This window comes from Pseudomonas sp. LG1D9 (assembly GCF_002949995.1).
In the GTDB taxonomy this organism is placed as follows: Bacteria; Pseudomonadota; Gammaproteobacteria; order Pseudomonadales; family Pseudomonadaceae; genus Aquipseudomonas; species Aquipseudomonas proteolytica.
In genome coordinates this window covers 5517497-5540716 of the sequence record NZ_CP026881.1, presented here as the reverse complement: position 1 = coordinate 5540716, position 23220 = coordinate 5517497, and the positions used below count along the sequence as shown (strand labels likewise).

Below are 23220 nucleotides of genomic sequence, written 5' to 3'. Positions count from 1 at the left end.
CATAGCGCGCAGCCGGACCTCAACGCACATTGCGGTACAACATCAGCCGCGCGCTTTCATGCAGGCCCCGGGTCAGTTTGACCAGACGCTGGAATTCATCGGGGTTTTGCCCGGCCACGTTGTCCAGGGGGGTCAGGGAGCGCAGGTCGTGCAAGGTCGGCGCACTGCCGTCATGCTGCATCTGTAACAGATAATCCTGGGTGACCCCGCCGATCAGCGGGAAAGTGCCCTCACGCAAGACCAGCGGTACCACACGCTCGCCCTCCGGGGCCGGTTGCTGTATATCGCGCCCCATCGCCCCATTGTTGAACGCAACGCCCACCATCCCCGCGACCGTCGGCAACAGGTCCGCCAGCCCCACCGCCTCCTCGATCACCCTGGGCTTGAGCAAGCCCGGGGCGTGAATCAGCATTGGCACGTGGTTGCTTTCCAGGCCCAGTTGCTCGAAAGCCGGCGGCATATGGGGTATCTGGCTGATACGGGTGTTGTGGTCACCAAAGAACACGAAAATCGTGTTGTCGTAGTAACCACCCGCCTTGGCCATTTCCATCAACTTGCCGATATTGAAGTCCAGTAGGCGCACCGCGTTGTACTGCTCGACACTGCGTGAGCCGGCGGTTTGCACTTGCTCCAGGGACAGGTTACTGCGCTTGAAACCGTCATTGTCCCGAGGAATGGTGAACGGGCGATGATTGCCCGCCGTCTGGACATAGGCAAAAAAGGGCTGGTCCCGCGGCAGTTCCCGCAGGATCCGGTCGCTTTCCTTGAACAGATCCAGATCGGAAATGCCCCATACATCGACTCGAGGTGACTGCCAGTGGCGCTCTTCATACAAGCGCACGCCGTCGATGCTCTGCTGGATCAAGGCATTGATATTCGCCCATCCGGCATTGCCGCCAATCATGTACAGCTTCTGGTAATCGGTGAAGGCATTGATAAGCGTGTGCTGGCGTGTGATCAGGGGATGGCGGGTCGCCGTTTCCTGGCGCGTGACATCCGGGACGCCGGTGATACTCGCCCACACGGTCTTTGCGGTGCCAGTGACCGGCACGTAGAAGTGTTTAAAGAACCAGCTCTGGGTCGCCAGCCGGTCGAGGTTGGGCGTCGGGTCTAGAGGGTTGCCATATGCGCCGACCGCACTGGTGCCCAGGGATTCGAGCATCACAAACATCACGTTCGGCGTTGCGCCCAGGCGGTACGGCTGCGCGGTTTGCTCACGCTCGAACGTCAGGCTCTGCGGATCGGGGCGGTCCACCCCCAGGTAGCGGGCAACCACTGGGTAATGTTCACGCACCTGTGGCTCATCGAACTGCGCCTGGCCGGCCTTGAGCGTGTCATAGAAAAACAGCACCGGGTTCAGGCCCAATGCCGCGACCTTGCCGTTGCCAGAGAAAAACGCATCGCTCCAGCGCAGCGGTACCGGGTTTTGCAGGTTGAGATTTTCCACTCGCCCAAGCAGCGCCAACAGCACGGCGATCAGCCCCAGGCCGCTGCCGAACACCAGTGAAGCGCGCCGAATGGCCCGGGGTGGACGCCCCAGTGTCAGGCGTTCCAGCCCCACAAAAGCGTAGAACCACACACCCAGCACCAACAACCAGGCAAGGGCGATCCACAGCACCGGATAGGTCTGCCAAACCATCTGCTGCGAAATTTGTGCGTCTTCCAGGTAGCGCAACACGCTGGCGTTAAGCCGCACCCCAAGATAGGCGTAATGGCCGAAGTCGATGATGTACACCCAACCGACGAAGCCCAGCGTCAGCAGCCAATAGCCCCGTGCCACAACGCGCAAGCCCGCAACGCGCACCAGGTTCCAGCGTGGCATCCACGCTAGCACCGCCAGCGGCAACACCAGCAACACCGCCAGGCGCAGGTCGAAACGCAAGCCGATGCCCAGGGTGTCGAGCAACTGCCGGTTATCAGCGAACTGCGCCGGATCGATGCCGGAAAACCCCAGCACAAACACCAGCCGCAGCCCTGCAAACAGCAAGAACGCCAGACCTGTCGCCCCTACGCCATAGCGCAGTCGCCGCGATTGCAACCAACCCATCATTGACCCCTATGTAGTTTGACGCTCTTCACGCAGAGCACGCTGCCCGCCACCAGGCAATAGCCCACCAGCAGCGGATCGATCAGGTAGTCCCAGTAGTTTTCCGACGCTTTCAGGCGTAACGCAAAGGCCAGTGTGCCGAGCGCGAGCATCCACACGGCCAACGTATTGCGCAGCCACAACAGCCCCAAGGCGAGCAGCGCAACCAGCACAATCATCGGCCTTGGATTGAAGCCCCAGCGATAGGGATCAAAGTAAGTCAGGCCCATGGTGGCCGGGTACAACAGCGCCGCTAGCAGTCCAAACAGCACCAGCATCTGGGCACGCGCCCGAGGCTCTTGCGGCTCGACCAGCCCCAACCGCACCAGGCTTACCCAGCCCAGCAACACCAGGGTGCTGATTGCCAAATCATCGGTAAAACTGCGCACGTACGCCGCCAGCGGCAGGTCATTGAGGGGGATAAAACTGACCAACGCCAACCCTGGCAACAACCACGGGCGCCAGGGCTGTAGGCAACGCAACGACCCGAGCAGGACAAAACCTAGGAGGATGAACGTCAAATGGGCCTGCCACAGCATCATCATTACAGGCGCTCCGCCAGCCAGGCTTCGTTGAAGCTGACATGTTTGATAAAGGTGTTATTCCATGAATAAACCAGGTGATACACGCCGTCCTGGCCACGGCTGAAATACGGGTACTCGTACTCGAAATCACAGCCCCGAGGCTTGCACACCCGGTAATCCAGGTTACTGAGGAAACGCTGCTCCAACGGCAAGCGCCGTGCGCCGCTGGAGGCCCGAAAGCCGGCACCGATGATCGCCTTGTAGGCCTCGGGGGCGAAGGGTTGGCCAAGCGGATCCGGTGATTGATCCAACTCGATTACATTGCGCCAGTCATTGAGGTCCGCGTCGGTGCCATACAGGCTGAGTTTGAAGCGCCCGTCACGCAGGTCATTGAGCGCCACCAGCAAGCCGTTATCGGCAGTGCCGACCGCGGCCAGGGATGAGTTGGGATTGGCCGGTTCCAGAGGGTAAGGCTCACTCCAGGTCTGCCCGGCATCATCGGTGCGGCTGGCCAGCACGCGATGATGGGTATCGCCGGCATAACGCAGCATCGCCACCGCGCGACGTTCGTCCAGGGGCACGATGGTCGGCTGCAGCGAATGCTTGCCCCGGCTGATGCGGAATTTATCAATCACCGCGCCATCCGCGCTCAGGTACAAGTATTCGGAAAACTTACCCATGAGTTCGTGATAGACCGGCAAGCCAATCGAGCCGTCGGCATGAAAAACCGGCGCAGCACGCACCAGGGTGCTGACATTGAAAAACGGTGAGGTGATCAGTTGCCGGGGTGCAGACCAGTTGCGCCCCAGGTCTTCGGACACCATCACATTGATCGCGCTGGTCGCCCAGCCCCCCACCGACACCGACACATAGAACATCCACAGGCGCTGGTCCGGCGCCAGTGCAATCACCGGGTTGCCCAACTTGCGGATGTAGCGCCCGGTGCCATCGCGAGTCGACTCGCGGGTCGCCAACACATGCTCGGCGCCCCACTCCGTGGTATTGGCGTCGAACCGCGCAGTACGTATCTGCACGTCGGCGGCGCCTTCACGCGAGCCGGCAAACCACACGGCCATCAAGTCGCCTCCCGGCAGTGCGGTAACCGACGACGAATGCACAAAGTCATCCAGTTGCGAGGACACGAACCGGCTGTTGTAGACCGGCTCGGCGCTAGCGGCCAAGGGCGTGGCAGGCCGGGCGAAAGGCGCCAGGACATGGGCCGGATGACTGCGCCAGGCCGCCCAGAAGACCAGGCAGAGCGCCAGGCTGGCGAGAATGAATTTCAAGCGAAAAGACAGCACGCGCATAGTGAGCTCATGGCAAATGCAGGGTGGGGAGTAGAGACAAGACAGCGGTGTCAGTGCGCAGAATCATCCGGCAACCGACGCCGGCGACCGGTCAGCATCGATAACGGCAGGTTGTCGCGTACCTGGAAGCTTTCAAACACGGCCGCTGCGATATGCAAGCACACCAGCACCAGCAGGCCATTGACCGCAGTTTCATGTACTTGCAGCGGCCAATCGGCGCCCCATAAGGCATCGACCTCCTCCATGGCCCAACCGCTCAAGCCCGCCGTCAACATCGCCAGGAGCATCAAAATCATCACCAATGCACCCAACGGCGAGTGACCGAGGCGATGCTCCGGGCGCCTGGTGCGCAGGGAACGCACATGGGCGGCGAGCCTTGCCGGGGTCGGCCAGAAGTCCGCCCAGCGCGCACTGCGTGGCCCGACAAATCCCCACAGCAGCCGTACCAGCAACCAGCCCATGGCGTAATAGCCGAGCCAGACATGCCAATCGTCGCCGCCCTCAGTGAAGAAGTAGTTGGCGACAAAGACCCCGGCGATGGACACGTGAAACAGCCTCACCAGCGGGTCCCACAGTGCTATGGAGTTGCCTGGCATCAGCCCTTGATCTCGGTCTTGACCGCTTTGCCGCTGACCGGGTCGTGGTAGATCTCGACCTTGCGCTTGTCCTTGTCGAACCCGTAGATCTCATAGCAGTTGCCATCGGTGATCTTGAACTTGCTGATCTCGTAGCCCTGGGCTTTCAACTGGTCCTGGAACGCCTGCGGGTCTTGCCATTGCGCGCGCTGCTCCGTGGTGCATTGCGGTCCGGCAAGGGCCAGGGGGCTGGCAACAATCAGCGACAACAACAGAATTTTGCGCATGGTGACACTCTCGCTCGTTGAGGAAGGTCTCACTGTGCAAAACCAAGCTTAATGAAGTCTTAGCTGGTAATGAGTGGTTACATGTTTCTCGTCGCCCGGCCTGCCACGCCCGTCTCGGCAGCGGCATGATGCCGCCGATCTCACATCGGGAATACACCATGCGCCTATTGTTGGTCGAAGATGATCGGGCCCTCGGCCAAGGCATCCGCGTCGCCCTGAGCAGCGAGGGCTACACCCTGGACTGGTTGCACGACGGCGCCAGTGCGCTACATGCGTTACGCAGCGAAAGCTTCGATCTGCTGCTGCTCGACCTTGGCCTGCCGCGCCTCGACGGCCTGGCCCTGTTGCGTCAATTGCGCGATCGGCAACAGGACCTGCCGGTATTGATCCTGACCGCCCGCGACGGCACCGCCGAACGGATTGCCGGGCTGGATGCCGGCGCTGACGACTACCTGATCAAACCCTTCGATGTCGACGAACTCAAGGCCCGCATCCGCGCCTTGCTGCGGCGCAGCCAAGGCCGCGCGCAGCCACTGCTGGAGCATGCGGGCGTGTGCCTGGATCCGGTCGGCCAGCAGGTCACCTGGCACGGCAACCCGGTGGTGGTGACGCCGATGGAGTACCAGTTGCTCCATCAACTGTTGGCGCGCCCCGGCAACGTGGTGACCCGCGAACGCCTGTCCCGGGCCTTGTATGGTTGGCAGGAAAAGGTCGAGAGCAACACCCTGGAAGTGTTGATCCATAACCTGCGCAAAAAACTTTCGACCGAGCTGATCCGCACGGTGCGCGGCGTCGGGTATGTGATGGAACTCAAGCCATGACCTCGATACGTACACGCATTCTGGTGCCGGTGCTGATCCTCGTTCTGCTGGGCGATGTGCTGATCAGTTGGCTGGTGCTGCGCGACAGCCACCACGAGATAGAAGAGGTGTATGACGCCCAGCTCGCGCAAAGTGCGCGCCTGCTGCAAGGGGTGCTGGCACAACGTGCGCCGGGGGACAACGATTGGAACCGGCTCTACCAGGCCTTCGACGCAGCCATGAGCCGCGTGGGCGACACTGGAGCAGCGCACCCTTACGAAACCCGCCTGACATTCCAGGTGTGGCGCACTGACGGCCAATTGCTGGTGCGCTCGGCCGAAGCCCCGGAACTGAAGGCACCACCGGCGACCCTCGGCGCCCACGACCTGATGGACAACGGCCACGACTGGTGCGCCTTCCTGCTCAAGGACCCACAGCAAGGACTGCTGATCTGGGTGGGCGAGCGTGATGACATTCGCCAGGACCTGATCCAGCGCATCGTCGGCCATACGCTGTGGCCCAGTGTGATTGGCGTGCCGCTGCTGGCCACCTTGATCTGGCTGACCATCGGCTGGGGGTTGCAGCCGTTGCGCGCAATGGCCCGTACCATCCGTGGACGCACTACCGAAACCCTCAAACCGCTCAATCTGCGTCCCCTGCCCCACGACCTCGAACCCATGCAGACCGCGCTCAATCGCCTGTTGCAACAGATCGACAACCTGCTGGCGCGAGAAAGACGTTTTATCGCCGATGCCGCCCACGAGCTGCGCACGCCTCTGGCGATCCTGCGGATCCATGCGCAAAACGCCCAGATGGCCGGCACCCCACAGCAACGGGAGGAAGCCCTGGAGTTTCTGGTCAGCGCCGTCGACCGCGCCACGCGCATCGCCAGTCAGTTGCTGACCATGGCGCGTATCGAGCCGCACCTGGCCAACCCCGAGCGATGCGAAGTGGAACTGACCGAGCTGGTGCGGGAGGAACTGGCCGAACTGGCACCCCTGGCGCTGGCAAAGGATATCGAGCTGATCCTCGACAGCGACCACCACTGCCTGGTCAAGACCGACCCCATTGCCCTGGCCATCGCCCTTCAGAACCTGGTGACCAACGCCCTGAACTTCGCCCCGCCTGGCAGCGAGGTCAGGGTCCAAGTACAACCGCAAGGCTGCGGAGCGGTGTATATCAGCGTCGAGGATGCCGGCCCCGGTATCGATGAGGGTGAATATGCGCGCCTGTTCGAGCGCTTCTACACCCAGGGGCACGGCAACGGCGCCGGGTTGGGACTGGCGATTGTGCAGATGATCGTCAGCAAGATCGACAGCAGCCTGCAGTTGTACAACCTGCCCCAGGGCGGGCTATGCGCTGAACTGCGGATCAACCAAGGCGCGCCGCTTCATTCAAGTTGAGCGGCTTGCTGGCGGGCTTTGACGTTTTTTTCATGTGTGTGCGCATAAGATCCCGGACCTCGTTGGGGAGTAGCCTGCTTGTGAGCCTTTCGCAAGCGTTCGTATCAACATTCTCGGCAACCTGCCGTGGTACGAACACCTTTTGGTTGGTGAGACCAGCGACACATCCATGCCTAAAGTCGGGCGTGTGGTTGTGTCGTTGACTCATAGCCCGACTGGAAGATCACCCGTGAATCCTGTTTCCCTGATTCTCCTGGCCCTGGCCATGTCCACGGATGCCTTTGCCGCTGCTATCGGCAAAGGCTCAAGCCTGCACAAACCTCGCCTGGCCGAAGCGCTGCGCACCGGCCTGATTTTCGGCGTCATCGAAGCCATCACCCCGATCATCGGCTGGCTGATCGGCCAAGCCGCCACGCGCTGGGTGGAAAACTGGGACCACTGGATCGCCTTTACCTTGCTGGTGGTATTGGGCCTGCACATGATTTACAACGGCCTCAAGCATGAAGACGAGGCCGAAGAGAAAAGCGCCCAGCACTCCTTCCTGGTCCTCGCCGTCACCGCATTTGCCACCAGTATCGATGCCCTCGCGGTCGGTGTCGGCCTGGCGTTTGTCGATGTGAATATCTGGGTGGCCGCCGCCGCCATCGGCCTGGCGACCATGACCATGGTCACCATCGGCGTGATGCTCGGCCGGGTCCTGGGCACCGTGTTCGGCAAGCGCGCAGAGATCGTCGGCGGCGTGGTACTGATGATCGTCGGTGCAACGATTTTGTATGAGCACCTGTCCGTCTGACTCGCGACCTTGTACCCAGCAAAAGCCCCGTTAATCGGGGCTTTTGCTTTTGGGCGCAGATAGAATGTACCAAGCAGTTAATTAGCTTGCTATCATTACCCCCTGGACCATCACCCTCGGGCTTTCTCGACATGAAACACACACACCGCGCCACTGGCGCCTCTCGATTCCTGTTGCTGGGCTTAGGCGTCATTATCGTCCTGCTCGGCGTGGCCTTGGCTGTCGGCGGCGCAAAACTGCTGAGCCTGGGAGGCTCGGGCTACTTCCTGGTCGGCGGCGTGGCCATGGCCATCGCGGGTCTGTTGATTGCACAGCGCAAACCGGCGGGTGCCTGGTTGTTCGCTGCCTTTCTGCTCGGCACTGCCGTGTGGGCTGTATTGGATGTAGGCCTGGTGTTCTGGCCACTGTTTTCGCGGCTGTTCATGTTCGCCGTTATTGGCCTGGCGGTAGCGCTGGTCTATCCGTGGCTGGCACCGGCCGCAGGCCGTGGTGCCTACGGTGTGGCAGGCGTGCTGGCGGTGGCGCTGGCGGTGGCGGCGGGCAATATGTTTGTCGCCCACCCCAGCGTCGCACCAAACGGCGATGGCCCAGGCTTGACACCCGTTGCGCCGGCAGAGGCGCAGAAGGACTGGGCACACTACGGCAACACCGAAGGCGGCAGCCGTTTTGCCGCCCTGGACCAGATCAACCGCACCAACGTCGACAAGCTCAAGGTGGCCTGGACCTATCGCACCGGTGATGTGGCCATCAGCGACGGCAACGGCGCCGAAGATCAACTCACGCCCCTGCAGATCGGCAACAAGGTGTTTATCTGCACGCCCCATAACAACCTGATCGCGCTGGATGCCGACACCGGCAAAGAGCTGTGGAAGAACAGCATCAACGCCCAATCGGCGGTATGGCAGCGCTGCCGTGGCATGGCCTATTTCGACGCCAGTGCGCCCATCGCCCAACCGACCCAGGCCAACAGCTCGCCGATCATTGCCGCCAGCGTGCCCGCCGGTGCGCAATGCCAGCGACGCCTGTTGACCAATACCATCGATGCACGGCTGATTGCGGTGGATGCCGATACCGGTGAGTTCTGCGAAGGCTTTGGCAACCACGGCCAAGTGGATCTGAAAGCCGGCCTGGGCAATGTGCCGGACAGTTATTACCAGCTGTCCTCGGCGCCCTTGATGGCCGGCACCACCGTGGTAGTTGGCGGGCGCGTCGCCGATAACGTCCAGACCGATATGCCAGGCGGCGTGATCCGCGGTTTTGATGTGATCAGCGGGCAAATGCGCTGGGCGTTCGACCCGGGCAACCCTGAAGACAAGCAAGCGCCTGCCGCAGACAGTACCTATGTGCGCAGCACCCCCAACAGCTGGGCGCCGATGTCCTATGACCCGCTGATGAATACTGTATTCCTGCCGATGGGCAGCTCGTCCACCGATATCTATGGTGTCGAACGCACCCAGCTCAACCACAAATACGGCGCCTCCGTACTGGCGCTGGACGCCTCCACCGGTGAAGAAAAGTGGGTGTACCAGACCGTCCACAACGACCTCTGGGACTTCGACCTGCCGATGCAACCGAGCCTGATCGACTTCACCCTGGCCGACGGCAAGACCGTACCGGCCGTGGTGATCGGCACCAAGGCCGGGCAGATCTATGTACTGGACCGCGCCACCGGCAAGCCGCTGACCGCTGTAGAAGAAGTGCCCGTCAAGGCTGCCAATATTCCCAATGAGCCATACTCCCCCACCCAGCCAAGGTCCGTGGGCATGCCGCAGATCGGCGCGCAAACCCTGGGCGAATCGGACATGTGGGGCGCAACCCCCTATGACCAGTTGCTGTGCCGCATCGACTTCAAAAGCATGCGCTACGAAGGCTTGTACACCGCACCGGGTACCGATAAGTCACTGAGCTTCCCGGGTTCCCTGGGCGGTATGAACTGGGGCAGCATTTCCACCGACCCGGTGCATGGCTTTATCTTCGTCAACGATATGCGCCTGGGCCTGTGGATCCAGATGATCCCGTCGCAGAACAAGGCCCAGACCTCCTCCGGTGGTGAAGCGCTGAACACCGGGATGGGCGCGGTCCCGCTCAAGGGCACGCCCTACGCCGTGAACAAGAACCGCTTCCTGTCGGTGGCCGGCATTCCGTGCCAGGCACCGCCATTCGGCACCTTGACCGCCATCGACATGAAAACCCAGAAAATTGCCTGGCAAGTACCCGTTGGCACGGTTGAAGACACCGGCCCGCTGGGCATCCGCATGCACCTGCCGATCAAGGTGGGCCTGCCGACCTTGGGCGGTACCCTGTCCACCCAGGGCGGCCTGGTGTTTATCGCCGGCACCCAGGACTTCTACCTGCGCGCCTTCAACAGCGCCAATGGCGAAGAAGCCTGGAAAGCCCGCCTGCCCGTGGGCAGCCAGGGTGGGCCGATGACTTACGTGTCACCCAAGACCGGCAAGCAATATGTGGTCATCACGGCCGGTGGCGCGCGCCAGTCCACCGACCGTGGCGACTACGTAATCGCCTACGCCCTGCCTTGAGCCCCACGCGGCGCGTATGCGCCGCTGTTTGAAGGTGGGAGCCGGACTTCCCGGCTCCCACTGATAGTGTGATTTTTCCAGGAAGACCTCGCGTTGAATACTCTCTCTATCCGCTTGCTCGGCAGCCTGCTGCTGGGCGCCATATTGCCCGCCTACGGCAGCACCCTCACCGGCGACTGGGGTGGGCTGCGCCATCAGCTCGACGAGCAAGGCATCAAGTTCACCGGCGACTACAGCGGCGAAACCGCCTATAACGCCCATGGCGGCCAGCATCGGTCGGCGCGTTACTCGCAAAACATCAAGCTTGGCGTGCAGCTGGACCTGGGCAAACTGTATGGCCTGCACAACGGTGACAAGATCCAACTGACGGTCAACGACCGCCGTGGCAATAGCGCCTCCGAGGATCTGGTGGGCAACCGCCTGCCGATCCAGGAAAACTACGGTGGGCTCTACACCCGCCTTACCGAGTTGAGTTATGAGCGCACCCTGTTCACCCCGGCGCTGAACCTCAAGCTCGGTTATATGGCCATGGGCAACGATCTGGGCGGCCTCGACAGCGGGATCCTGTGCAACTTCATGAACGCCGGTTTCTGCGGGCACCCGCTGAACATGTCCGGCGGCAGCGGTTGGACCAATTACCCCAACGCACACCTGGGCGCGCGGGTGAAGTATGACTTTTCGCCGGCCTGGCAATTGCGCGTGGCGGCGTTCAATGTCGACCCGCAAAGCAACGGCAACTCCAGCCGCGCCTGGCATGTGGGGCCCAAGCACACCACCGGCACCGTGGTGCCCATCGAACTGGTCTACAGGCACGCCAGCGAACTGCCCGGCGAGTACAAGCTCGGCTATTACTACGACAGCTCCAACGTGCAACGCATCGGCAGCGATAAACACGTCAGCGGCCGCGGGGGCCATTATCTGCTGATCGACCAGGCCCTGTGGAACTCCCAGACCTCGGAGGGCCGCACCTTGCATGCGTTCGGCCAGTACTCGGCCGCGAGCAAGGCAGCGTCGCCATTCAGCCGCTGGTACGGCGCCGGCCTGGTGCTGTACAAACCGTTCGCCGGCCGGCCACGGGACACCGTTGCCCTGGGATATGGCCGTGCGGTGCCCAACCCACGCAGCCGCGATGTGCTGCAACAGGCCGCAGAAGCCAGCGACAATGCTTTCCCCAACCTGGACAGTGCCGAACAGTTGCTCGAACTGAGTTACGGCTACCAAGCCACGCCTTGGCTGATCCTGCGCCCGGATGTGCAATACATCATTGAACCGGGGGCGTTTTCCGGGGAGAAGATCGACAACGCGCTGATACTGGGCCTGCAAGTGAAGGCGACGTTCTGAAGCGCAAGCTTTCAGGCAGTTGAATTAAGCTTGATCCGGGTTATCCGGTTGGAACACGATGGCGGACTTGAACCGTTGACGAAAGGACTGTCGTAATGTTCCCACTGGATATCTGGCTGACCTATAGCGCTGCCTGCCTGTTATTGGTGCTCTCCCCCGGACCGGACAATCTGCTTGCAATCGCCAGGGGTCTGAGCCAAGGGCGTATGGCCGCAGCCATTTCGGGGATCGCGTCAGGCACCGGGATTCTGTTTCACGTGGCTACGGCATCGCTGGGCCTGACCCTGCTGATGCAGACATCCGCCGTGGCCTTCTGGGTGGTCAAGGTAATCGGCGCCAGCTACCTGTTATGGCTGGGCATCAAGGTCCTGCGTTCGCGCAGCCTGATCAACTTCAAGCCGGCGGCGCGGCAACCACTCAAAAGCATCTTCCTCACTGGCTTCCTGTCGGCGGCGCTGAACCCCAAGCCGGGGCTGTTTGTGCTCGCATTCATCCCACAGTTCGTCAACCCGTCATTGGGCTCGGTCACCGTGCAGATGATGGTCTACGGTGCCTGGTTCGCCGCGTTGACCGCACTGGGCTTTGCGCTCATGGGGATTTTTGCGACGCGCCTGTCGACCTGGCTGCAGCGCAAGCCAAAAGTGGTCAATGGCCTGAACGTGGGCGCCGGACTGACCTTCGTCGCGTCCGGGCTTTCGGTGGCGGCACTCAGTCAAAAATAGACCGGCCTAAAGATGCTATTGCTAGCCTGGCACCCGTGCCTTGGCCAGCATGTCATCCAACTGCGCAATCAGGTCATCGGCACTGACCTCGACAAAATTCCCACGGGCAGCCGCTAGGATCTTCTCGGCAAACTCGGCGCTGTATTCCTGGTATGGCGCCTCGGCTTCCTGGCCCAGGTCATAGCCAATCATAAACAGCGCCGCCTCCATGGCACGCAATGGATCATTCGGCGCCGCCACCTGCTGGAAGCGGCTGCCGGCAGCGTCTGGATGCTTGAGCACGGCACTGAGCACCCAGCTGGCGCGCAGGTTCCACATGGCGTGGTGGTGGCCGGAGCGCAAACCCGTGAACTTGAACCCATCGCCGCCGGGATTGCGGCGTTTTGGCGCGAGGGCATCTTTGTCTTCCTTGGCTTTGGCCCAGGGGAAGCAGAGGTCCCGCGGTACTTTTACCAGGCCGTGTGCATGGCAGTATTTCACCACCAACCAGCCCAGGCCTGCGGCCACGCGGCTGTCATAGATAATGAAGTCCTTGCACAGCAAGGAATACACCTTGGTCATCCCGGCGTTGAAGCGCAACTTGTCGCAGCGCAACACCGATGCACGCTCATCACCGGCGTCCAGCGCTGCCACGATGGTTTGCAGCATGCTCGCCAGGCCAACCTTGTTTGTCTGCAACCAGTCCACGTTGTGCGCCGTGACACCACCCCAGCGCATCACATCACTTGCCGCTTCTGCGCTACGAGCGTCGTCGCCGGCAGCCGCCACCAGGTCTTTACCCAAGGCTGCCAGGGCTTTGCCGTTGCTGAACGCACTGGTGCCTGGAGCAAAGTCCAGGCGCGCGTTGCCCGGATGGTTCCAGCGGTAGTGTTCGAATGCGTTGTACAAGCTGCTGCACGACCAATGCACGCCGGTTTTGCGGTTGACGTACTGATGCTTGAACAGCTCCGGGGATTCAAGCTCCGAGGCCAACCAGCGCGTGAACGCAATAACGTGTGGCAGGGCTAGATAGGTTTTGCAGTTCATGAAATGCTCCTGTGGGCTGGCGCTCTAAATCGCGGGATTGCTTGCCAGCGAGCACATAGTCCCAGCGAATAAACCCACTTTTTGTCTTTGAGTATCGGCCATGATCAATTATCACCGACGCCGCACCGCGCTGCGCAAGATTCTCCAGCGCAGCGGCACGTCGATGAAGACCGCAGACATCCATACAGCGCTGTGCAAGTGGTTCGATGACTTCAGCCTCCATGGCAAAACCACCCTGCGTGATCTTGAAGCCCTGACCGAAACCGAACTGGTGGCAGTGGGGGAAAAAGGCCCGGATAAAAAAGCCAAATACTGGAAGTCCGGGCGCGAGAGTTTTGACCTGACGCTCTCGCCCACCGAAGCCATGACCCTGGCAGCGATTTTCGAGCATGCCCAGCGTTTTGGGTTCAACGCCCATACCGAACAGCTCGGTGAACTGCGTGAATACGCGGCGTCGGAGATGACCAAGCATTCGGCCCGCCCCCTGGCCTGGTCCCAACGCATCACCAGCGGCACGCGGTTTACCCTGCTCCAGCCGGGCAAGCACGACCCCACGCACCTGGCCACGATTCAAACGGCGATCCTCGAAGACGTGTCCCTGGAAGTGACCTACCTGCCCAGGGACGCAGGCGGCGTCGAATGTCGGTACCTGTTGAAACCCCTGGCCCTCTCCTATCAGGACTCCAATGTCTATCTGTCTGCGTATGTGGAGCAGGAGCATTGGCCGGCCGGGTACGTGCCTGCAGATCAGCGTGGCAAGTACAGCAGCAACGGGCCGCGCACACTGTGTGCGCTGATGCTGCATCGCATGCTGGCCGTGAAGACCAGTTGGCTGGATGTGCCTGGCCCGCCGCATTACGACGTCAATTCGCTGGACGCGCAAAAGCACCTGATGACCATCCATGGCGAGGCACCAGTGCCGCTCAAGCTGCGCCTGAGTGCCAACCTGCATAATCGCTTGAGCGAGAACCCGCTGACCGACGACCAAGTGATCGTGCCCCAGGGTGACCAGCACTGGGACTTGAGTTGCAGCCTCTACGACACCCAGGGCCTGCGCCTGTTTTTGCTGAGCAATGCAGCGGATATTGAAGTCTTGGCCCCGGCCACCCTGCGCAGCCACGTACACCAGACTCTGCTGCGCGCCGTCACGCTTTACGCCAGCAATGAACCCGCGCCAAAGGACACTCCGTGAACCGAGACCAGCTTGAGCAGCACCAGATCGCGATCTATTTCGTGGCGGTCATTATCGCCGCCGTCGGCGGCTTGCTCGCCCCTCAGGCCGCGCAGGGCCTGGGCGGCCTCGTCACTCCGGCGATTGCGGTATTGATGTACGCGATGTTCCTGCAAATCCCGTTTCTGCAACTGCGCCAGGGCCTGGCCAACAAACGCTTCATCGCAGCGTTGCTGGTGGCCAACTTTGTGTTGATCCCCCTGCTCGTCTGGGCGCTTACCCTTGGCCTGCATGATCAACCGGCGATCCTGATCGGCGCGCTGCTGGTGCTGCTGACACCCTGCATCGACTACGTGGTGGTGTTTACCCATATTGGCAAAGGCGATGCCCGATTGACCCTGGCCGCCACGCCCTTGCTGCTGTTGCTGCAACTGGCGCTGCTGCCGTTGTACCTGACAGTTATTCCCGGTGAGGCTGCGGTAACGATCACCCTCGGGCCGTTTGTCGAGGCGTTTGTGCTGCTGATCGCCGTACCTTTGCTGCTGGCGGTGCTGACGTGTGCCGGGGCGCGGCGCTCGCCCCATATTGCGCGCTGGAACCAGGGCTGGGCGTGGATGCCGGTGCCGGCCATGGCGACAGTGCTGCTGGTAGTGATTGGCTCGCAGATCGCGTTCGTGGCGCGGGAGATCGAGCAGTTGTTGCCCGTGATCCCGGTGTACCTGGGCTTCATGTTGCTCGCACCGGTGGTTGGCGCCCTGACGGCACGGGCCTTCCGGCTGCCGGCGGCCACGGCGCGTTCAGTCACCTTCAGCAGTGCCACGCGCAACTCGCTGGTGGTCCTGCCATTGGCGCTGGCCTTGCCGGAAGACATGCGCATGCTGGCTGCGGCGGCGATCATCACCCAGACATTGATCGAGTTGGTCTTTGAGCTGATCTATATCCGGGTGATTCCGGCCCTGGTCTGGCGGGCCTAGGCCTGCTCGCGCGTCGCGTGCCAGCACAGTAGCGAACCTGCCGTGACCAGCACCGCGCCCTGCCAGAATTGCGGGGTGAGGTGGGCGCCCAGCCACAGCGCGGCGAAGGCCGATGACAACACCGGCGCGCCGTAGGACGCGGTCGCCAGCAACGTCAGGTTGCCGCGCAGGATGCCGATATTCCACAGGGCATAACCACCCGCCATGGCGACGCCCGTGGCCAGCAATTCCAGGCTGCTGCCCAGGCTAAAAGCCGGCAGCACCTCGGCACTCAAGCCGTATTTGACCCATAGCACCGCTGCGGTGAGGATGAAAAACAGCACCACCAGGTTTTGCCCACCCGCGTAGCGCCGTGTGACGTTGCAATACAAGGCAAAGGTAATCGCGCAACCCAGGGCCAGGCTGTAACTCAACGGGTTGGATTGCACATTGGCGACGATGGTTGCCAATGCCAGGCCATCGCCACTCACCACCCAGAGAATGCCAAACAACGCTAACGCGCTGCCCGGCACGATGATCCAGCGCGCCTTTTGCCCGTTCATGACAATCGCCAGTAGCACCGTCAGGCACGGCCATAGGTAATTCACCACACCTAATTCAATGGCCTGGTTGCGACTGCTGGCAAAGCCCAGTGCCAGAGACAGGCAGACCTCGTAGGCCACAAACAACCCGCTGCCCATGATCAAGTAAGGCCAGGACGTGGCGCGCAAGCGTGGACGTCCGAGCCAGGACACCAGCAGAACGGCACCCAACGTATAGATCAGCGCCGCACCGCCCAGGGGCCCGAACACCTCGCTGACGCTGCGGATCAACCCGGCGGCGGTGCTCCATAAAAGGATTGCCACCAAACCACACACCGTCGCGGCCCGCTCTCCCCTGATCTGCATGGATGCCTCTCTAAGAATGTCCACAGCCACAGTCACAGCACCTGCGGCACAAAGGCCGCAACGGTACACGCTGGGGTATTGCTTGTCGCCTTGCGGGAGCTCGGTGGGTCAGTTGATGCTTGTCTGGCTGAGCGGGCGCCATCGCACGCAAGCCCGCTCCCACAGGGGATCTTGGTGGTGCTGAATATTTCGGCTACACCACAGAACGAAAGTGGGAGCTGGCTTGCCTGCGATGGCCATAGGTATCTACACAACTTTCAGAAACTGACGAACTTCCCTGTGGTGAGCGGGCTTGCCCCGCGCTGGGCTGCGAAGCAGCCCCAAAACCAGCCGCTGCGGTGTATCTGGTACAACGCATTCGGCTTATTGGGGCTGCTTCGCAGCCCAGCGCGGGACAAGCCCGCTCGCCACAACTGCGCTATCTGCCTGGATCTAGGCGTTGCGGCAAAGTTGTGTAGATACTTATGCTGCGATGGCGGTACATCAGCCTACAGAGATGGTGACTGAACCACCGCTTTCGCGGGCAAGCCCGCTCCTACAGGGGATCTTGGTGGTGCTGAATATTTCGGCTACACCACAGAACGAAAGTGGGAGCTGGCTTGCCTGCGATGGCGATGGGTCAGTTGATGCATCTCTGGCTGAACTGACGCAGCCCCACAGGGAATATCTTCAGGGTAGGCACTCGAGATTGGCTGCAGATCGCGCAAAGGTGTTTTGCTATCAATGGGATTGATAGCACCCTAACGAAAACCCCATGCTAGAGGGCTTTCCCCAGGCTTATATCATTCCGAATGATAGTTACCTTTGTTTCATTCGATTCGTGAGATAGCACACCGCCGAGCATGATCCGCCCATCTCAAATACATTGGCGGATGCACCTCATGGAACAGTCACTCAAACATTTGCGCTATCCCCTGGCCCTTCTGGCCGTGCTGGTGATGAGCGCATGCGGCAAGGCCCCCGAGCAAGCGGCCGCCATGCCCGCCAGCAAAGTCAGCGTTGCCAAGGTGCTGGAGCAGCCCGTCAACGAGTGGGACGAGTTCACCGGCCGCCTCGAAGCCCCGGAAACCGTACAGATCCGCCCACGCGTGTCGGGCCAGATCGACCAGGTAGCCTTTACCGAAGGCGCGCTGGTGAAGAAAGGCGACCTGCTGTTCCAGATCGATCCACGTCCGTTCCAGGCCGAAGTGCGGCGCCTTGAAGCCCAACTTCAACAGACCCGAGCCGCCGCATCGCGCAGTGACAACGAAGCCCAGCGTGGCGAGCGCCTGCGCCAGAGCAATGCGATTTCCGCCGAGCTGGCCGACTCCCGTACCACTGCCGCCCAGGAAGCCCGCGCCGCCGTGGCAGGGATCCAGGCGCAGTTGGACCTGGCCCGCCTGAACCTGAGTTTCACCCGCGTCACCTCGCCCATCAGTGGCCGTGTCAGCCGCGCAGCGATCACCGCCGGTAACCTGGTGACCGCCGACGTCACCGAACTGACCAGCGTGGTCTCCACCGACAAGGTGTATGCCTACTTCGACGCCGATGAGCGCGTGTACCTCAAGTACACCGAACTGGCGCGCCAGGGCCGTCGCGGCGCGACCACCCCGGTGTACCTGGGCCTGTCCAACGAAGAGGGCAACCCGCACCTGGGCCAGATGAACTTTGTCGACAACCAGGTCAACCCGGCCACCGGCACCATCCGGGGCCGCGCCGTGTTCGATAACAGCGACGGGCGCTTCACCCCAGGCCTGTACGCGCGCCTCAAGTTGGTGGGCAGCGGCACCTACTCCGCCGTGCTGATCACCGACGAGGCCGTGGGCACCGACCTTGGCAAGAAATTCGTACTGGTGATGGATGGCGACAATAAGTCCGCCTACCGCGCCGTTGAATTGGGGCCAAAGATCGAAGGCTTGCGCATCGTACGCAGCGGCCTGAGCAAGGACGACACCATTATCGTCAAGGGCCTGCAGCGGGTGCGCCCGGGATCGCCAGTCGCCCCGCAAACTATCCCGATGGCCAGCCAGGCCACCCTCGCCGCCTTGGCCCAACAACGACAAGCGCTTGAAGCCAGCAACCTGGAGCAAGTGACGCCGGACAACAAAGCCGCGCCCAAGCTCGCCAGTGTCGCGATTCCACGCGGTTAAGGGACTACACACAAGATGAATTTTTCCAAGTTCTTCATATCACGGCCGATCTTCGCAGCGGTGCTCTCACTGCTGATCCTGATCGCCGGCGCGATCTCGCTGTTCCAGTTGCCGATCAGCGAATACCCGGAAGTGGTACCGCCGACCGTGGTCGTGCGTGCCAACTTCCCGGGCGCCAACCCCAAAGTCATCGGTGAAACCGTGGCCTCACCGCTGGAACAGGCGATCACCGGCGTCGAGAACATGCTCTACATGTCCTCGCAGTCGACCGCCGACGGCAAGTTGACCCTGACCATCACCTTCGCCCTGGGTACCGACCTGGATAACGCCCAGGTGCAGGTGCAAAACCGTGTGACGCGCACTCAGCCAAAACTGCCTGAAGAAGTGACGCGCATCGGTATCACCGTGGACAAGGCCTCCCCCGACCTGACCATGGTCGTGCACCTGACCTCCCCGGACCAGCGCTACGACATGCTCTACTTGTCCAACTACGCGATCCTCAATATCAAGGATGAGTTGGCACGCCTGGGTGGTGTGGGTGATGTGCAGCTGTTCGGCATGGGCGACTACTCCCTGCGGGTGTGGCTCGATCCGAACAAGACCGCCTCGCGCAACCTGACCGCCAGCGATGTCGTGACCGCGATTCGCGAGCAAAACCGCCAGGTGGCCGCCGGTGCCCTGGGCGCGCAGCCTGCGCCGAATGACACCAGCTTCCAGCTGTCGGTCAATACCCAGGGGCGCCTGGTCACCGAGGAAGAGTTCGAAAACATCGTGATTCGCGCCGGCGACAACGGCGAGATCACGCGCCTCAAGGACATTGCGCGCATCGAGCTGGGCTCCAGCCAATATGCCTTGCGCTCCCTGATCGACAACCAGCCGGCGGTGGCGATTCCGATTTTCCAGCGGCCGGGCTCCAACGCCATCGACATCTCCAACGATGTGCGCAGCAAAATGGCGGAGCTGAAAAAGAGCTTCCCTGAAGGCATGGATTACCGCATCGCCTACGACCCGACCGTGTTTGTGCGTGGCTCGATCGAGGCGGTGGTCCACACCTTGTTCGAGGCGTTGATCCTCGTGGTTCTGGTGGTGATCCTGTTCCTGCAGACCTGGCGTGCGTCGATCATTCCCCTGGTCGCGGTGCCGGTGTCATTGATCGGTACCTTTGCGGTGATGCACCTGTTCGGGTTCTCACTCAATGCGCTGTCGCTGTTCGGCCTGGTGTTGGCCATCGGGATCGTGGTGGACGATGCCATCGTGGTGGTGGAGAACGTCGAACGTAACATCGAGCTGGGCCTGGAGCCCTTCCCGGCCACGGAAAAAGCCATGAGCGAAGTGACCGGGCCGATCATTGCCACGGCGCTGGTGCTGTGTGCGGTGTTTATTCCGGCCGCCTTTATCAGCGGCTTGACCGGGCAGTTCTACAAACAGTTTGCGTTGACGATTGCCATCTCTACCGTGATCTCGGCATTCAACTCCCTGACTCTGTCGCCAGCCCTGGCGGCGGTGTTGCTGCGCAGCCATAACGCGCCAAAGGACCGGTTCTCCAGGTTCCTCGACAAGCTCTTCGGTGGCTGGCTGTTCCGTCCATTCAACCGCTTTTTTGAAAAAGCCAGCCATGGCTATGTGGGCACCGTGCGCCGGGTGATTCGCGGCACCGGTATCGCGCTGTTCGTGTATGGCGGCCTGATGGTGCTGACCTTCTTCGGGTTTGCCCATACGCCGACCGGTTTCGTACCGGCCCAGGACAAGCAGTACCTGGTGGCTTTCGCCCAGTTACCGGACGCCGCCAGCCTGGACCGCACCGAAAACGTGATCAAGCGCATGTCCGACATCGCCCTGAAACAGCCCGGCGTGGAAAGCGCCATCGCCTTCCCGGGCCTGTCGATCAACGGCTTCACCAACAGCCCGAACAGCGGCATCGTGTTCGTGACCTTGAAGCCCTTCGGCGAGCGCAAGGATCCGAGCATGTCCGCCGGGGCGATTGCCGGGGCACTGAACGGCAAGTATGCGGATATCCAGGAAGCCTACATGGCGATCTTCCCGCCGCCGCCGGTACAGGGCCTGGGCACCATTGGCGGGTTCCGCCTGCAAGTCGAAGACCGCGGCAACCTGGGCTACGAAGAACTGTACAAAGAAGTGCAGAACGTCATCGCCAAGAGCCACAACGTGCCTGAACTGTTTGGCCTGTTCACCAGCTACACGGTCAACGTGCCCCAGGTCGATGCGGCTATCGACCGTGAAAAGGCCAAGACCCACGGCGTGGCGATCAGCGACATCTTCGACACCCTGCAGATCTACCTGGGCTCGTTGTATGCCAACGACTTCAACCGCTTCGGCCGTACCTATCAAGTTAACGTGCAGGCTGAGCAGCAGTTCCGCCTCGACGAAGAGCAGATCGGCCAGCTGAAAGTGCGCAACAACAAGGGCGAAATGATCCCGCTGGCGACCTTTATCAAGGTCAGCGACACCTCGGGGCCGGACCGCGTGATGCACTACAACGGCTTTATCACCGCCGAAATCAACGGCAACGCGGCCCCTGGCTACAGCTCGGGCCAGGCTGAGGCGGCGATCGAGAAACTGCTCAAGGAAGAACTGCCCAACGGCATGACCTACGAGTGGACGGACCTGACCTATCAGCAAATCCTCTCGGGCAATACCGCGCTGTTCGTGTTCCCGCTCTGCGTACTGCTGGCGTTCCTGGTACTGGCCGCCCAATACGAAAGCTGGAGCCTGCCACTGGCGGTAATCCTGATCGTACCGATGACGCTGTTGTCGGCCATTACCGGGGTGATTCTGTCCGGTGGCGACAACAACATCTTTACCCAGATCGGCTTGATCGTACTGGTGGGCCTGGCCTGTAAGAACGCGATTCTGATCGTCGAATTCGCCAAGGACAAACAGGAAGAAGGCCTCGACCCGCTGGCTGCGGTGCTGGAAGCCTGCCGCCTGCGTCTGCGGCCGATCCTGATGACCTCGTTCGCCTTCATCATGGGCGTGGTGCCCTTGGTGTTCTCCAGCGGCGCGGGTGCCGAGATGCGGCACGCCATGGGTGTGGCGGTATTCTCCGGGATGATCGGCGTGACCTTCTTCGGCCTGTTGCTGACGCCGGTGTTCTACGTGTTGATCCGCCGTTATGTGGAGCGCAGCGATGCACGCAAAGCGGCCAAGGCCTTGAAGCTGGAGACACAGCAATGAGTGTGAAAGTGTTCTTGCCGAGCCTGTTGGTATTGGCGCTCGCCGCCTGTGCCGTGGGCCCGGATTATAAAACCCAGCAGTTGGAGGCGGCCAATATCACGGCCGCCGCCGATGCCAAGCAGTACGACCACGCCAAGTTCGAAGGCATCTGGTGGCAGCAGTTCGAGGACCCGATCCTCAACCAGCTGGTGACGCAATCGTTGAGCGGCAACCGCGACCTGCGCGTAGCGTTTGCCCGCCTGCGGGCCGCCCGGGCGATTCGGGATGACGCCAGCAATGACGCGATGCCCACCATCACCAGCCGCGCCAGCAGCGACTTGGCCAAAGGGCAGATCCCGGGCCAGACCACCCGCCGGGTCAACAGCGAGCGCTATGACCTGGGCCTGGACATGGCCTGGGAGCTGGACCTGTTTGGCCGCATCCAGCGTAACCTGGAGGCCAGCGACGCCGACCAGCAAGCCGCCGAAGCCGACCTCTATCAACTGCAAGTCAGCATGATTGCCGAACTGGTGGACGCCTACGGCCAATTGCGCGGTGCGCAACTGCGAGAAAAAATCGCCCTGGCCAACCTGAAGAACCAGCAGGATTCGCGCACCATCACCGAAAGCCTGCGCGATGCCGGCGTCGGCGACCAACTGGACGTGGTACGGGCCGACGCACGCCTGGCGGCGGTTGAAGCCAGCGTGCCGCAATTGCAGGCCGAACAAGTGCGCGAACGCAACCGCATCGCCACCCTGCTCGGCCAGCGCCCGGACAAACTCACAGTGGACCTGAGCCCGGCCGACCTGCCGGCGATTGCCAAGGCCTTGCCGATTGGCGACCCGGGGCAACTGCTGCAACGGCGCCCGGACATTCTCAGCGCCGAACGCAAACTGGCAGCGGCCACCGCGCGTATCGGCGTGGCCAAGGCCGACCTGTTTCCACGGGTCAGCCTCAGTGGCTTCCTTGGCTTTACCGCCGGCCGTGGCTCGCAGATCGGCTCGTCTGCCGCCAATGCCTGGGCCCTGGGCCCGAGCATCACCTGGGCCGCCTTTGACCTGGGCAGCGTGCGCGCCCGATTGCGCGGCGCCGATGCCGAGGCCGACGGCGCCCTGGCGACGTACGAGCAGCAAGTGTTGCTGGCGCTGGAAGAATCCGAGAACGCGTTCAGCGACTACGGCAAACGCCAACAGCGCCTGATCTCGCTGATCCGCCAAAGCGAATCCAGCCGTGCTGCGGCCGACCTGGCCGAGATCCGCTACCGCGAAGGCACCGCCGACTTCCTCGTGCTGCTCGACGCCCAGCGTGAACGCCTGGCGGCCGAAGACGCCCAGGCCCTGGCCGAAGTAGACCTGTATCGCGGCATCGTGGCGATCTACAAGGCATTGGGTGGTGGCTGGCAGCCAGACACGGTGGTCGCCACCCTCAAGTGATGTAAAGAGCTCCTTTGGTTGGTCGCATCCAGCCAATTTTTAGCCCCGTGG

The 23220-nt window shown here is 61.8% G+C and carries 18 protein-coding genes and 1 riboswitch; of the genes, 11 read left to right on the top strand and 7 right to left on the bottom strand.

Features of this window, described 5'->3' with window-relative positions; translation table 11 throughout:
• Positions 1 to 19: 19 nt before the first annotated feature.
• From C5F71_RS25625 to C5F71_RS25605, 5 genes are read right to left on the bottom strand one after another with little or no spacing between them, the layout of a single operon-like run.
• A complete protein-coding gene (locus tag C5F71_RS25625; protein ID WP_104912281.1) occupies positions 20 to 2047 on the bottom strand; it encodes an LTA synthase family protein in 2028 nt (675 codons plus the stop codon).
• Positions 2047 to 2631 carry a hypothetical protein gene (locus tag C5F71_RS25620; protein WP_104912280.1) on the bottom strand — a complete coding sequence of 195 codons (585 nt, stop codon included), beginning with the start codon at positions 2629 to 2631 and terminating at the stop codon, positions 2047 to 2049. The genes C5F71_RS25625 and C5F71_RS25620 overlap by 1 nt, the downstream gene beginning before the upstream one ends.
• On the bottom strand, positions 2631 to 3917 hold the full coding sequence (locus C5F71_RS25615; protein ID WP_092236514.1) for an exo-alpha-sialidase: 1287 nt from the start codon (positions 3915 to 3917) through the stop codon (positions 2631 to 2633). Before C5F71_RS25615 ends, C5F71_RS25620 begins: the two co-directional genes overlap by 1 nt.
• A 50-nt stretch (positions 3918 to 3967) precedes the next feature.
• Entirely contained in the window at positions 3968 to 4513 is a 546-nt protein-coding gene (locus C5F71_RS25610; protein ID WP_092236511.1) for a cytochrome b/b6 domain-containing protein, read from the bottom strand.
• Positions 4513 to 4779 (bottom strand): PepSY domain-containing protein, encoded by a 267-nt coding sequence (locus C5F71_RS25605; RefSeq protein ID WP_065894972.1) that lies wholly within the window; start codon positions 4777 to 4779, stop codon positions 4513 to 4515. The genes C5F71_RS25610 and C5F71_RS25605 overlap by 1 nt, the downstream gene beginning before the upstream one ends.
• 158 nt (positions 4780 to 4937) lie before the next feature.
• Between C5F71_RS25605 and C5F71_RS25600 the strand changes: the two genes are divergently transcribed.
• From C5F71_RS25600 to C5F71_RS25575, 6 genes are all read left to right on the top strand, one after another.
• On the top strand, positions 4938 to 5600 hold the full coding sequence (locus C5F71_RS25600) for a response regulator (RefSeq protein WP_092236509.1): 663 nt from the start codon (positions 4938 to 4940) through the stop codon (positions 5598 to 5600).
• Positions 5597 to 6982 carry a sensor histidine kinase gene (locus tag C5F71_RS25595; protein ID WP_092236507.1) on the top strand — a complete coding sequence of 462 codons (1386 nt, stop codon included), beginning with the start codon at positions 5597 to 5599 and terminating at the stop codon, positions 6980 to 6982. Before C5F71_RS25600 ends, C5F71_RS25595 begins: the two co-directional genes overlap by 4 nt.
• 52 nt (positions 6983 to 7034) lie before the next feature.
• A riboswitch (yybP-ykoY riboswitch) is annotated at positions 7035 to 7206 on the top strand.
• A gap of 5 nt (positions 7207 to 7211) precedes the next feature.
• A complete protein-coding gene (mntP, locus tag C5F71_RS25590; protein ID WP_104912279.1) occupies positions 7212 to 7775 on the top strand; it encodes a manganese efflux pump MntP in 564 nt (187 codons plus the stop codon).
• Positions 7776 to 7906: 131 nt separating this feature from the next.
• A complete protein-coding gene (locus C5F71_RS25585; protein WP_104912278.1) occupies positions 7907 to 10312 on the top strand; it encodes a glucose/quinate/shikimate family membrane-bound PQQ-dependent dehydrogenase in 2406 nt (801 codons plus the stop codon).
• 108 nt (positions 10313 to 10420) lie between these two features.
• Positions 10421 to 11653: a carbohydrate porin gene (locus C5F71_RS25580; RefSeq protein ID WP_256588165.1), complete on the top strand. Its 1233-nt coding sequence runs from the start codon at positions 10421 to 10423 to the stop codon at positions 11651 to 11653.
• 95 nt (positions 11654 to 11748) lie between these two features.
• Entirely contained in the window at positions 11749 to 12375 is a 627-nt protein-coding gene (locus tag C5F71_RS25575) for a LysE family translocator (protein ID WP_029290593.1), read from the top strand.
• Positions 12376 to 12396: 21 nt separating this feature from the next.
• On the opposite strand, the gene C5F71_RS25570 is transcribed toward C5F71_RS25575, so the two are convergent.
• Positions 12397 to 13401, bottom strand: coding sequence for a hypothetical protein (locus tag C5F71_RS25570; protein ID WP_104912276.1), 1005 nt, complete (start codon positions 13399 to 13401; stop codon positions 12397 to 12399).
• Between the two features lie 100 nt (positions 13402 to 13501).
• Here C5F71_RS25570 and C5F71_RS25565 point away from each other — a divergent pair, with 100 nt between their 5' ends.
• Both C5F71_RS25565 and C5F71_RS25560 read left to right on the top strand, forming a co-directional pair.
• Positions 13502 to 14593, top strand: coding sequence for a YafY family protein (locus C5F71_RS25565; RefSeq protein ID WP_104912275.1), 1092 nt, complete (start codon positions 13502 to 13504; stop codon positions 14591 to 14593).
• The gene (locus C5F71_RS25560) at positions 14590 to 15546 is read left to right on the top strand and encodes an arsenic resistance protein (protein ID WP_104912274.1); all 957 of its coding nucleotides are present in this window, start codon (positions 14590 to 14592) and stop codon (positions 15544 to 15546) included. Before C5F71_RS25565 ends, C5F71_RS25560 begins: the two co-directional genes overlap by 4 nt.
• Here C5F71_RS25560 and yddG read toward each other — a convergent pair.
• Positions 15543 to 16433, bottom strand: coding sequence for an aromatic amino acid DMT transporter YddG (gene yddG, locus C5F71_RS25555; RefSeq protein ID WP_070996245.1), 891 nt, complete (start codon positions 16431 to 16433; stop codon positions 15543 to 15545). The genes C5F71_RS25560 and yddG overlap by 4 nt on opposite strands.
• A gap of 881 nt (positions 16434 to 17314) precedes the next feature.
• On the opposite strand from yddG, the gene mexE reads away from it, so the two are divergent.
• Genes mexE through C5F71_RS25540 form a run of 3 tightly spaced genes read left to right on the top strand, consistent with a single transcriptional unit; the run spans position 17315 to position 23169 of the window.
• A complete protein-coding gene (mexE, locus tag C5F71_RS25550; protein ID WP_092237450.1) occupies positions 17315 to 18562 on the top strand; it encodes a multidrug efflux RND transporter periplasmic adaptor subunit MexE in 1248 nt (415 codons plus the stop codon).
• Positions 18563 to 18577: 15 nt separating this feature from the next.
• Positions 18578 to 21757: an efflux RND transporter permease subunit gene (locus C5F71_RS25545; protein WP_104912273.1), complete on the top strand. Its 3180-nt coding sequence runs from the start codon at positions 18578 to 18580 to the stop codon at positions 21755 to 21757.
• Complete coding sequence (locus C5F71_RS25540; protein ID WP_070996246.1) at positions 21754 to 23169, top strand: efflux transporter outer membrane subunit; 1416 nt, start codon at positions 21754 to 21756, stop codon at positions 23167 to 23169. The genes C5F71_RS25545 and C5F71_RS25540 overlap by 4 nt, the downstream gene beginning before the upstream one ends.
• Positions 23170 to 23220: the final 51 nt, after the last annotated feature.